At 57.3% G+C, this 13375-nt stretch carries 6 protein-coding genes; 1 reads left to right on the forward strand and 5 read right to left on the reverse strand.

Annotated features, from left to right (window positions below; all coding sequences use genetic code 11):
• Window positions 1–143: 143 nt before the first annotated feature.
• The 5 genes from C453_RS20615 to C453_RS20780 all read right to left on the reverse strand — a co-directional run bounded on the left by C453_RS20615 (window position 144) and on the right by C453_RS20780 (window position 12637).
• Window positions 144–524, reverse strand: coding sequence for an HVO_A0114 family putative DNA-binding protein (locus C453_RS20615; RefSeq protein WP_008322111.1), 381 nt, complete (start codon window positions 522–524; stop codon window positions 144–146).
• A 225-nt stretch (window positions 525–749) separates the two neighbouring features.
• On the reverse strand, window positions 750–902 hold the full coding sequence (locus C453_RS20115) for a hypothetical protein (RefSeq protein WP_160163379.1): 153 nt from the start codon (window positions 900–902) through the stop codon (window positions 750–752).
• A gap of 42 nt (window positions 903–944) precedes the next feature.
• Window positions 945–1232 (reverse strand): hypothetical protein, encoded by a 288-nt coding sequence (locus C453_RS01020; protein WP_152417974.1) that lies wholly within the window; start codon window positions 1230–1232, stop codon window positions 945–947.
• A 1913-nt stretch (window positions 1233–3145) separates the two neighbouring features.
• Window positions 3146–12490 carry a helicase HerA domain-containing protein gene (locus C453_RS20120; protein WP_008322114.1) on the reverse strand — a complete coding sequence of 3115 codons (9345 nt, stop codon included), beginning with the start codon at window positions 12488–12490 and terminating at the stop codon, window positions 3146–3148.
• A 12-nt stretch (window positions 12491–12502) separates the two neighbouring features.
• Entirely contained in the window at window positions 12503–12637 is a 135-nt protein-coding gene (locus C453_RS20780) for a hypothetical protein (RefSeq protein WP_275039753.1), read from the reverse strand.
• Window positions 12638–13093: 456 nt separating this feature from the next.
• On the opposite strand from C453_RS20780, the gene C453_RS01035 reads away from it, so the two are divergent.
• Entirely contained in the window at window positions 13094–13321 is a 228-nt protein-coding gene (locus C453_RS01035) for a UPF0175 family protein (RefSeq protein WP_008322115.1), read from the forward strand.
• The last annotated feature ends 54 nt before the right edge of the window (window positions 13322–13375 follow it).

The raw sequence follows: 13375 nt of genomic DNA on the forward strand, positions 1-13375 counted from the left end.
TTGGCAGATGTATCTGTCTACAGACCGCTTCATAGCTCAAAGCATCGAATGAACAGATATTCATCTGCTGAACTCACCCTCTGTATGTGTCACGCCAATTCTGTCAAAGTGTACAGGTTTCGATAGAGCCACTAACTCGAACTTCAATAAATCGGCTCAACAACGACATGTCGATGCTTCAACCGTGGGGCCTTGCTCTGACCATCTTCGTGGAATTCGACGATATCTAACGCAACCAGTTTCTGCAGATCACGACTGACGACGCCTTTGTCCAAGCTCAATTCACTAGCAAGAGCTCGAACAGAACGTGGCTCGTGTGTCTGAAGATACTCCATGATCTCAATTCGACGGTCGTGAAAGACATCGTCTGCGCGACCGCGACTGAGAACAAGCGTGTCTGCGAACCCATGCTGCGAAAGGATTTCACTGAACGTATTTCGAAGTTCCAGCTCTGAATCTAAGGTCGATTCTTTGGTGAACTCAGTGGGCGAAGGGATACCGGTGAAGTGTGATTCGTCGTCCATGATTGGGTCGTACCCATTACCGTTGTTGGGTTTGCAACGGTATAAATTATACCAGACTGGTCAGAACATCAGTGAGTATGCTTGACTCTCTACGCTAAGCCTGCTGGATTGATGAAGTACCGCTTCTATCTCGAAATTCGCATATTGGAAACGTCACTATCGAACAATAGCTACCTAACAGGTCTGTCGTCAAACAAGAGAATCAGCACAGAGTATAAGAAGTAATTATTCGGCTTCTTCGTCCAACTCTTCGAGATCTGCTGTAATGGCTTCGTCCATCAACGCACGCATTTTGTCGAAGTGTTCGGCAATTCGGCGCCTCATTAATTCGTATTCCTCCTCGGTCACTGGATGGTGAGTGGGGTCTTTGTCTGACATTATTCGTACTTTTGTTTGAGTAGTTACGTTGGTCTACTACCCTTACTCAAGGTCTTTTGATTCGTCTTCCATCGCATCAAGATCGGCTTGAACAGCGGCGTCCATTTTCGCCCGTGCTTCGTCGAAGAATACCGCAATTTTCTCGTCCATCTGTTCAAATTCTTCTTCAGTGACCGGCCGAAACGTGGGGTCTGACTTTTTGTCTTTTAGCATCTCCGGACATTCCATCTCTTCGAGATCAGCTTGGATGGCGGCGTCCATCGCCGCTCGAACCTTGTCGAAGAATTCGGCGAGCTTCTCGTCCATCTGTTCGAACTCTTCGTCGGTCACCGGGTGGAAGGTGGGGTCAGATTGCGTCATCGTTCGTATCTCTGGATGTATGCTTCGTTGTGGGTCAGCAAATGTTCTTCGCGGAATTCAATGCCCTATTAGCTTCGAGGGGCGGTGAAGTCCTCAACGAAGGTTTTCTCGCTGGTGCAGTAGACATCGTGATTGAGTCTTTCGTCGGCGAAGATGGGCGGCAAGGGAGTCACCGAGTCACTCGCAGTGACACCTCGAACAGCGGCGACGACTCACCATAACGAATCTGATACTTCGACTAGCACACTTCCATCTCCAACGAAGCCTCCCCTATGGGGACACCGAGGGCAACACTCCCACTCCGACCACCACTGACCACACACTCGAGACGACGACAGAGGACTTCCCCACCGGGGACACACACACCACCATTGCCAGTATTACCAGTACCCACACCGACCACGTTGGGACCGGCCCGCCAGGGCCGCCGACGACTGGCTTCGTTCGCCGGGCGACGACTCCCGACTTCCCTCCCTACGATGGCTGTCCAGACCTCAACTGCCGGCGTCGTCGACGCCGCCGGCCCCGTCGGAACTATCACCTTTCTGAGAGTACGATTGCCGACTGATGTCCCACTTCTTCGATGGTCTCCCGACCGGGGTTCCACGGTGCTGCTTGCCTCGGCTTCCCACCCGCCGGTCGGCCTCGACGATCGCTCCACACCAGGCATCGACGACCACTGACTTCCCACTCTATTCGACCTTCTTTCTGAGGGGCCGGCTGACCCGTGTGGCCTGACCTCCCACGTTACGACGACCGCCGACTTCCCCTCCGAACATCGTTCCATCTGGAGTCCACTCTGCGACGACTGGCCGAACCCTCACCCTCCCGAACGAGTGTTCAAATCTTCTGATACATCGTGGGGCCGAAGGCCACCTCTCGGTGCTCACAATCTGTCGGCCTTCACGGCCCGAGTGAAATGCGATTTAGTCCTCGCGCAGGCTTGATAGGGTTCTTACTAAGACGCGAGGGGGGTAAATCGGGGGTGCAAGGGGGGCCGCACAAGTTGCGGAATAATGTATGCAACGATAAATCGTGTTGGTACGGGTTAATTGGGCTATTGAAGTCTGTACTAAGGCTCTATCATTTGTGCAGGGGGTGTCGTGTTGAGGTGTGTGCGGGGGGCCTGTGCACCCCCTCAACTAGCTACCGTATGCTTATTTTCAAGAAATGAGGCAGATTGCACCCCCCGCACAGGACCCCCGCACAGGACCCCCGCACAGCTCTAGAACGGTTATCAATTTTCTTGAATGAGTCCAAATACCTCTACCCACTTCCCCGATATACACTGGTGGTTCGTTTGGAGTGGTCGGAGGTTCACTGAGCAAATATGATTAAGATGTAGAGGAGTTTTTCGAGAGAGTCGAGTTTATCTCTATTACCTTGTGTTGGTGGGGTCGTAAAATGGACGCGGAAGAAAAGCACACCCATCCCTGAATGCAGACCTCGAAAAATTTTCTGTCGATATTCCCCACGCCAAGACTCTGGGGGTTGACTGATCACTCCAATCCGATGCGTGACTCGGAGAACACAATTAGAATAATTCTGATATATGTTCTAAGTGTGGGGGAGTCGCTGACTCAGCCGATAATTGTGGTCACATTCCACTCTTCCAACTCGGTCAGTTCTGGTGCAAAATGTTCCCCTCTATCTTGGGTCACTCGGGTCTGGTCTGAACTGAACCCCCACGATTCTTCACCAGCATCTTGAGCGGTGCTCTGAGTTCAGTCTAAAAATTTTGGTGTGTACTAGCCGGTTACAGTTCGTGGAAAGAAGGCTGAATCAGGATGGGGTGTTTTGTAGCAGATTCCAGAGACAGGTAGTGATGAAAACCAAGACGAAATTAATACTCAGATAATTGGTAGTTCTGAACTACACCCTTCTCACTCGTCAGTGGTCTCTAACAGCTTATACAATTGCCAACCGCTCTCTGTGAGGGTGGCACCGTCCAGAATATTCTTTGCATATTTCTCTCCAATTTGACGGCGGCTCTTTTCGCAACCAACTGCATCCACGAGTTCACCAATCTTACCGATCCGCTTTGGCTCGACACCGTTGGCCTCACAGAACGCTTGGTATGCTTCGTGGGCGACTTTCGTCTTCACGTAGAGGAAGTCCACGGGGCTATCCTCTGGAATCTCTTTCTCATCAGTAATGTGATACTCGGCGAATCGCTCCATCGAGTTCTCCTGAGTGAGTCCGTCGACGACGAAATCAGCCTCGGTCACGATGCGGCTGTACCCAGAGTCAACCCCGTACGTCTTGGGGAACTGTTCGACAGTTTCGTTCCACAGTTCGACCGGCAATTCGTCGCGCGTGTAGGTACTCCCGTTGCGCGTCTCACGAGTGACCGTCTCGACCTCGTCGGCGCTCGCGATACCCATGTCTTTGGCGGCGTGGATGAACGCTCGTCGGGGCACTCTATCATCGTCGGAGATGAAGTTGTGTTTGTCCTTGACGCGCACCCACGTCTGGAGGATTTCCTCGTCCGTGAACGGCCCTTCAATATTGTTGTCTCCGCGCACTTTCGTCAGGTGGGCGAAGTAGGTCAGCGCGTTGAACGTCGCCTTTCGTTTGTGGTCGTAGGCGACCTCGTTCGAGAGCATCACGAAGTAGTTCTCGGAGTCACCGAAGTGCTTGTGCGGGTGGGGGCCGCGGTAGCCTTTCGTCTTCCCAGTAATCTCTGCGAGCGAGTATCCGAACAGGTCACTGGGACCGCCGATGGACGAGCCGAATCTGTCGTCGATGTCGTCACCGATGGCGTCGTCATCAAGCCACTCGTCTTGACGGTTCGCCACGTCGCGCTGTCGCATCCCTGCGACCGTCTGTGCGTAGTCGGGGTGGGAACGCGGGTCGAACATCTTGAGGCCTTCAAAGAGCGGCGTGACGCGAGAGAGAGCGCCGTCGTCGTCGCCCACCCAGTAGGTCTCGGCAGCACGCGACTGGCTGGCCTCACCATACAGGCCTTCGACGGCGGCGACGTGACTCCCCAAGAGTGGGAAGCGACCCAGACCGAGTTCGATGGAAAGCGTCAGTGGGTCGTTTGGCCCAATCCCGGCGTCCTTCGCGGCGAAGTCGCCTGCTGAGAGTGCACCGGTCTTCTTCGAGCGCCACTCCTTGTAGAGCGGGAACGACGTGTGGCCCTTGTCACGGAGGATGAACGCCCAGTGGAGCAAGTCGTCGAACATGAAGTACATCTCTTCGGAGAGGTCATCCGAATCCTCCCGGGCGAGGTCTTCCTCCGAGGTGGGCGAGATGGGGTCGATAGTCACCTCACCGTCTGTCTCGTGCCACTCGTCGTCGCCTGCGGATGGTGGGCCGGCGGTGAACCAGTCGGGGTACGCATAATCGACGTAGGCCTCCTGCCACGCAATCGACTCGTTGATCCACGAGAGAACCGGGAGTTCGTCGGGGTGATTCGTGATTCCGTCAAGGCGGTCTTCGTACCACTGCTCTTCATCGTCGCTTGCTGCACGCCACGTATCAACCAGCGTCGTCAAGCCGGGCGACGGCGGGGCCACCTCGTAAAAGCGGTCAGTGAGGTAATCGTCGAGGTCCACTTTGCGACCGGCAATCCGTGGGAGTTCGACCATGATACAGTCCACTCCTCGTTCGGTGAGGTACGCCGCCGTCGCGAGCGCTCCCTGTTCGCCGGGACCGCCGTAGCCAATTTCGAGGGCCTCGCCAATGGGACCGCGGCGAGACGCTCCTTCGTCTCGCTGGTCGCGGATGTACTCCCGGAGGTCCTCGCCGGACAACTCGTTACGAGCGGTCATGCGCTCGGTGAGGTCGTCCACGTCGATATCGGCCTCGTCCAAGAGGTTGAACGACGCCGCCTCGTTGTCCTGAATCAGGAGCGTCGTGGATACGTCGTGTTCGGCAAGGATGTCCAACAGCCGGAACTTGACGGCGTCTTTGAACTGCGTCGTCACCGGCGAGATAGCGGGCAGTTCTAACTCGTGAGCGGCGATTGCGTCGGCAATCCCCTCGGTGATGATGACGGGGCGGCCTTCTCGAATCGTATCCACGCCGTAAATCGGCTCCTCGCAGTAGTTCGCGTCGGTGAGCTTCTGCTTGAGGTACTTCGCATCGCTGCGGTAGTCGTTGGGGTGTGGGCGGCCCTTCTGGGTTCGAGACATACAGTAGCGAACCTGCCCGTCTTCGTCGTGGTACGGGAACAGATAGCGGCCACGCCACACACTGCGTACTTTCTCTCGGTCGGGGACTTCCGAGAGGTCGTACTCAGGGAGGTCTTCCATCTCGACGGTGGTGTCGTGCTCGTCGCTCAGGTAGCGTGCGATGCGTGCGTAGTCGGGTCGGAACAGGCCGGTCGCGATGAGTTGCGTCGGCGTGTAGCCTTCGTCAAGCAGGTGGTCAACACCGGCTCGCCACTTGCCGGGAATCCATCCAAGTTTCTTACTGTTGGCAGTGTGGTCTGTCCACCCGCGACCAATCGTATCGCGGTCGCCAAGGTGTCGATGGGCGCTGTGCGATTCGAGGTCTGCCGCCACGAGGTCGGTTGCCTCGTCCAAATTACCGGACAGTCCACGGAAGAGGTCCGCCCGTTGCGGCCAGTCGGGGCCACAGTAATACTCGCGGGCCGTCTCGGGGAGTCGGAGCAACGGCGTCTGGTACGTGTTCGTCTCGCACCATCGGCAGTCGTCACTCTCGTCGGTCCAGCCCCGGTGGTCTCTGCATCCGACACGCTCGACCACGGTGATGTCTTCGGGCACGGCGCCGTGTTCGTCTTCGCCGTCGGTCGCGACGTCGGCGCACTCGGCACACGTCAGAACTTCGGCACAGTGGTCGCATCCGGGTTCGACCGCGTAGTGGTAGGTGTAATCCTCGTCGTTGTCGTTGACGCAGGGCCGCCATTCGATGTGGGCGATATGTGTCTCGTCGCCGCATTCATCACATGGGCCGACCATCACGCAGTCGGTACATCCCTCGACGTAGGTGGGATGTGCCTCACACGCTTCGGTGTACTCGTCTCGAAGGTGGTCTAGGAGGTCGTTGAACGCCTTGTTCTTCGGGATTGGTGCGTCAATCTGGTCGTGGTAGTAGTCCACCGCTGCGGTGAACGTGTCTTCCCACCCGTCTGGTTCGCCTTCCGTGGGTACGAAGTCGAGTTCGTGAGCGAGCGTGTTCGTCAGGTCGGCGTAGTCGTCCGAGTCGTCGGTCGGCTCGGTCGGGCTGAGTGCTCCCGTGTCCGGTTCGGAGTCGACTTCCGGTTCTTCGTCTTCTTCTTCACTGTTGGCCTCCGACTCGTCGCCGTCTGCGTCCACTGCTGGCTCCGTCTCGGCCTCGGACTCTTCGGTGGATGATTCTGCGTCGATGACGATGGGCTTGCTCTCGGCGTCGCCTGCGCCCTCGTCGGCCACGCTCTCGGTGGGGTCGTCCAGTTCGATGGGCTTCGATTCGGTCTCGTCTTGGGTTGGGTCGTCCAAGTCGAGCGTCGAACTGGTGTCTGGTTCGTCCAGCACGAGGTCTTCGTCTTCGTCGTCCTGTGCCGACGGGACGCCTTCTGCGAACGCCGCAGCGACGTCTTCGTCGGTTGGGGCATCTTCGGGCTCCGGCGGCGGGCGTTCGGGGACGATTGGCCCGTGGTCTTCTTCATCGTCTGCCTCGTCGCCTTGACCACTTGCAGGGGTGGTCTCTGCTGGCTCGTCTGTACTCGTTTCTTCTTCGTAGTAGGTCTCGTAGAGTTCCCAGTCGATATCGTCCTCGCCGAGTGGGTCGGCCAGTCGGTAGCCAATGGTTTCTTCGACGAGAATCCCTGCGGCAATCGACCGCTCCATCTCCTCTTTGATTTCGTCCACCTCGTCGTCATCCATTCCGAAGGTGTTCTTGACGATGGGGACGATACCGAGGTCCTGTATCTCTTGGTCGTAGTCAGCACCAGCGAAGTCCCAGACGGCTTTCCACGACTCGGGAACATCACGGGGTGGCAGACGGTAGCCGTCTTGGCCACCTTCCATCTCTGCTTCTTCGAGTGTCTCGCGTTGAAGCGCGATATGGACGGCTGCTTCGACACGGGGTTTCGTCGCGTCCGTGTCGGTAAAGGGGCCGTGTCCGAATGCCATGCTCTCGAAGAACTGTTGGGCGACAGTATCCCCGGGGCTCGCTCCCATCCCAGTCCACACTTCGACCCAGTGGTCGCGCTCGACGAAATCTTCGGGCCGACCGTGGAGGACGAGTTTCGCGTGCGTCCCGCGTGGGGGCGCAAGGAAGTAGCCTTCGTCAGTGTGAATCAGGTGGCCGGTTTTCACGGCGGCTTCGATGGCTTCTTCGTGGAGGTCCATCATCGCCACGCCGTTTTCGATGGCCTTCGTCAACACTTGGTAATTCAGCGGGGTCTCGTGGGCGGTGTTCGCCGCGTTCCAGACCTTCTCCCAGAAACGCCGACTCATGGGATTCTTCCCGCCGAAGTCTGCATCCGGGTAGTACAGGTAGTCGATTTTCGGGAGCGGTTCGTCGCCGTCTCTGAAGGCTTCGTAGCTCATGTAGTAGTTCGCAAGGATGTCGTTGAGGCGAACCTGTGCTGGCGTTGCTGCTTCGTCGTCCAACTCAGAGGCCGCCTGTGCGGTGTGGTCGTAGTCGTACAGTAGCTCGGTTGCGAAGGTGTCGCGGAACTCACCGTCCCAGTGGTCTTTGGGGATGAGCGGCGTCAGGCTCTCGCCGTCATACACCTGCGGCATCGTATCGTCGGCGGCCTCGACCAGCGGGTTGGGCTTGTCGGGGCTCGCCGGGATGATGACGATTTCCCAGTCGTTTTCGTCGGGGACTTCGCCACCGAATTCCATCTCGGGGTAGAACGGCTGGTAGACACGCTGCCAATCCTGTTCGAGTTCTTCGAGGGTGTCGTATCGCTGTTCGACCGAGTTGGCGTACACCACCCATTCGTCTTCGTACTTGTCGTACCGGCCCCACGACTCGAAGGCGTTCGCAGACGCATTCGAGAGTTCTTCGGGGACGATTCGCCCACGTTGCTTCCCGTCTGCACCCTGCTGGTCGAACAGAACGAGGTCGCCGTCTTGGTCAATCCACGTCGCTTGTTTCCCCTTGCGGATGAGTGCGAACTTCTGTTCGTCTTCATCATCCGACAGCGGGAGGTAGTCGGGTTTGTTGTAGAGGGTTCGTTCGACGCACGTCTCGCCCTCGTCGTCGACGTATTCGTTGTAGTCGCGGATGTACGCGGGGTCTGCGAGAATCCCGTAGAGTCGTTGGGCGACCGCGTCACTGGCGGTGTTCTTCCGAATCCGACCGTCGGGGACGACGTACACGCATTTCTTGTCTTGTCGGTAGGCTCGAACGAGGTTCTTGAGCGTCCGGGTTGGTTTCTTCCCACTCGTCTCGGCTTCGATGGTGATGTCACGCGCACCCGAGAAGCCGTACGGGAGTGGGTATTCTTGTTCGAGTTCGTTGATGGAGTCTCGAATCCGCCGTGGCGAGGAGTGGTCGATTTCACCGGGCAGTTCACCCTTCGCGTCTGGTCGCTCCTGTTTGACCAACTGCGGGACGATACTCACCGAGTAGTCCATCCGGGCGAACCAATCGAACGAGTGGGCCAGCAACTCACGGTGGAGTTGCGATGGCGAGGTCATTCCTTGGTCGGCGTCAAGGATGAACTGATGGCCGGCCTCGGTCAGACTGATCGCGCCCTCCGTGGATTCGAGGGTGTGCATCTTCGGGCCGTCGGCCACGATTTCGGTGTAGGCTTCGCGAGCGGCGGTGAGGTCTTGGCCGTCTTCGACGTCGTCAACGTCGTCCGGGCGCAACTCGTGCAGCGAAACGTACGCCGCCTCGTCCTCGTCGCGTTCGATTTCTTCTTCGGGGTCGTAGATGTCTTCGACGTTCTCGGTCGGGACGTAACGCCGAACGTGCTCGCGTGAGAGTTCCAGCCCGCCGGGGTAGTCGTCGAACGACCGTCCGGTGCGTTCTTCGAAGCGCTCGGCGACCGCTCGAATGGCGACGGCTTCGGTATCGCGTTCAATTTGGACTTCTCGAATCGCCTGCAACAGTTCGCGTTGGGTTCCTTCGTCGCTCCCAATATCGTGGATGAGCATAGCCGTCTCTTCCAACTTGGTTTCGAGTGGTGGGACGCCGTGGCGGTCTAACGACTGCTGGATGTACTCTTTTCGCTCCTCGCGACTGCGAAGCGGTGGGTAGTCGGCGAACGTCGCCAGTGGAAGGGTATCCGAAAGGATACTCTCGCCGTTTTCCTCCATCGCAATCCGCGTGAAAATGTTGTACTGGGGGATGTCTTGGACCATCCGTTCGGTGACTTCTTCCTCGAAGCGTCGTTGGATGATGTCGGCGTCGTCAGGCTCACCAATCCCGAAACTCGCCATCGTCCGTGAGTTCCCGAAGATTTCCTTGCGGGTCTGTTCCTTGATTTGGGAGGGATTCTGCATGGCGATGGTGATACCCATCTTGCCGGAGCGGGCTTTCGAGAGCATCTTCCCAATCCCCATTTCGTCGGATACGACGTCGTCGAACTCGTCGATGAGCGTAAAGAACGGATTGCGGGCGTGTTCTTCCTCGTCGCGTTCTTGAATCGTCGCCCAGATACGCCGGAGGACGGCGGTGGTCACGACCTGCTTGATGTCGTCGGAGCTGACGTTGACCTTCACGAGGATGATTTTGTTGTCTTCGACTGCATCCGAGAGGTTGACCGTCCCGTCGCGGTGGGCGACGATTCCGCGGGCGATTGGGTCTTCGACCCAGTGCTGGATACGACGAACGACAGCGTCCACCTCCTCGTAGTCCATCTTCGCGATTTGCTTGGTGTAGCCCTGAATATTCTTCATCGCGTCGATGGTCTTCGCACGCTCGTCTTCGGTGTCCACGTCTTCGAGGTCGTAGTCAGTGGACTTCTCCATCCCTTCGCGGTGGACGAGTTCTGCGAACGCTTCGCGAGAGGGTTTGGACTGGAGGACGTAGTACATATCCAACAGCGTGAACGGCTTGTCCGACCGGATCATCGCACGGGCGATGTTGGTGGTGATCCCTTCCATCTTTGGCCCCCAGTAGTCACCGGCTTTCAGAATCGAGGTCAGGTCGTCAACGATAGACGACACCTCACGGTCGTACGCACGCTCGGTCGGTGAGGAGGCCGTCTCGAAGAAGTTGAGGCCAACCACGAGGTCGAAATCCTTTGAGCCGGGTTCGATGTAGATGAGGTCGTCCATCCGCTCTTCGGGGAGTTCGCGCATCAGGTCGTCGATGGTGTCACCCTTCGGGTCGATGAAACAGAAGCCGTGGCCCTTCCGAGCAATCTGGTTCAGGATGTTCTTCTCGGAGGTGGATTTCCCCATGCCAGTCATGCCGAAAATGACCATGTGACGGAACGCCTGTTCGACGTCGACGCCGATTTCGTGAAAGCCCACGCGGTTGTCCTTGAGCCACCCTAACCAGATGGGCGATTCGGGATGGTCGGTGTGAACGTCGATGAGTTCTTGCCGGACGTCCGAGCCCATATACACGTTCCCGTCGTCGGCGTGAACTTTCACCTCGTAGGCACGGTCTTCGTTGGTGTGGGGGTCACGACACCACTCACGTTCGACGCCGACCGGCGTGAAGTCGAACCCCTCTGCTTCGCGCACGGGTGCGGGGAGGTTGCGTCCCGAGTCTTCCTTCTGGTAGACGGTCTTGCCGTCGTCAGTCTCGACTTCGTAGCCGTGTTCTTCGCGGTAGGCGACTTCGCGTTCGAGTTTCGAGATGAGAACTTCGGCTTCGTTCTCGTTGAACTTCTCGCGGATGTCTTCGCGAGTGAGTTCGCCCGACTGGAACAGGTCTGCAAACTTCCGGAACCCATCGCGTTTCTCGCCTTCCCACTGAGCGCTCGGTGGCTGTGGTTTGGACTCGTCTTTACTGGAAGCGACGGTCTTGGTGCGAGCGGTCGGGGCGTCGTCGTCTGCGATATCGCGGGTGTCTGTGCCGTCGATGGTGGTGCCGTCGATAGCGGGCGTCTCGTCGGTGTCCGTATCGCCGGTCTCGGAGGCTTCGACCGTCTCGCCCGGTGCTGCGACGGCGTCTTCGTTTCCAGCAGGGAGTTCGGGGACTGTGTTCGTGAGGTTGTCGTCGGCAGCCGCCCGTTCGTGGCCGTACTGGTCGTACGGGAGTGGGTCGATGGACCTGACCTTCCGGGGGGCCGCCGCCGGTGCTTGCGAGGTGAGCGCTCGGCGCGTCCACTCGACGTTCGGCGTGTCGATATCGCCGTTCGGGATGTGTGCAACTGCGGCGAGTTCGGGGATGGTAAGTGCGACCGAATTCTGTTTCTTGCGTCGTTCCCACTCGCGGCCTGCTGTCATCTCCAGTTTTGGAATGAGGTCCTTCTTCTGGTAGGGGACTTGGCCGAATCGTTGGCCGAACTCTTGATTCTGATACGTCGACCGGAAGGCGTTGCCGATGCTGTTTGCTTCCTTGACGACGAATTCCTCGGTATTCCCGAAGACGAAGTACCGAATGTTGACGTAGAACCCCGATTCGTCAGCTTGGTCTTCGATTGCTTTGGCGATTCGCAGGTGTTTCTCTGAGGGGTCCTTGATGTAGGGGTTGATGTGGCTTTCGACGACCTCTCCTTCTTTGAGATCGGACGCGACACGGTCGGCCCCCCGGACGTAGAGCCCCCCTTCGCGCCAGTTGTCGCCGGCTGGCGTGAACACGACTTGGGCGATGGCCGTCGAATCGTTCTGTCCGATGAGTGCCGAGGTGAGCGCTCGAAGCGCCGCCTTGTCCGGTGGGAAACCACCGGGTGCGTCAGGACCGAGGCCTTTGATGGGTCGATAGCGATTCTCTTCGAGTTTGAGTTCACCACCGGCGACGTACTGGCCTTCTCGAACACCCGGGAAGGGTTTGGAGAGTCGTTTCAGACCGATTCGTGGGTAGTTCCCGGTGATGACTTTCCGGAGTTCGCCAAACCAGTAGTCGTCGGGCATCCCCCAGACGAATTTCAGTTTTTTTCCATCGTACCAGATTTCGTAGGAGAACGGTGGTGGGTTCTCTTCTTTGTCGAGGAGTCGACGTAGTCGGGTTCGCTTGACGGTGACATCTTGGAACGCCGAAATCACTTCAGGGCCGTATCGCTGGCCGGGGCCGCCCTTGTAGGGGCGTGCCTTGATGAAGTTATAGTCAAGGTCGTTCAGTCGCCCAGCGAGTTGCTGGAGGAGTTCGTCGGTGACGGGTTGTGCTTTGTACGAATCGTCAGAGAGGAATGGGAAGTTCATACGTGGATTTGGCTACAGGAGGAATGCAAAGAGACCGCCGCGGCACGAAGCAGGATAGATGAGGTAGAACATCAGCGCGAAGACGCTCGCGATGAGAGTGCCGACAATCGAGAACCGCTCGAGGACGTTGCGAATCTGGAGTCCCATCTGCTTCCGATTAGGTTTGGTCACGCGATGTCTGATGAAGTGGGCTACGACCGGGCTACTGACGGTTCCAACTATTCCAAGGATTACCCCGCCTGTCGCGTTCTGGAAGACATACGGGACATATGTTGGGCAAGAGCTAGGACCGAGACCTACTTGCAGAATTGATAATGAAGCGTGTATCAATTGAATTCCGATGTATTTCAATGAAACAATGTCATAAGTCTTACGCGGTTTTAGATTTTTTACTTTGTGATTACTCAAGAATATTGATAATGAGAATTAGCTGTAGTGCATATTTGAGATGGGGGCCAAACTAGGAAGACGGCGTAGTTGTGCAGAACTCGATAACATTAGACACATCGCGTCAATAGATGCCAGTCTTCACCCCCTCGACAAGGGATCTTCGACGACCCCCGCGTCTTGTCTGAAGACAGCAGCACTCAAGTTCAGGTTACTATGGGAACTCAAGCTGATCCCGGCGGAGGCGGTGACAACGACCTCGTAGAGGCTATCGGACTGCATATCCTCGGGGAGACATCCCTCGGAAAAGCTGCTGAGCACGCCGGTGTCTACCGCTGGGAGATGGGGTCTATCTTGAAGAAAGCCGGTGTAGACCGTCGGTACGGTCCTCGTTCTCGGAACGAGCTTGACGAAGAAGTCAAGACAGCGCTGGATCTCGAATGAGGAAGACTCTGTAGCCCTTGTTTTCGATGAAAGTTGTCTTGCCGGTCATCGGGG

The organism is Haloferax elongans ATCC BAA-1513 (assembly GCF_000336755.1).
Classification (GTDB): Archaea; Halobacteriota; Halobacteria; order Halobacteriales; family Haloferacaceae; genus Haloferax; species Haloferax elongans.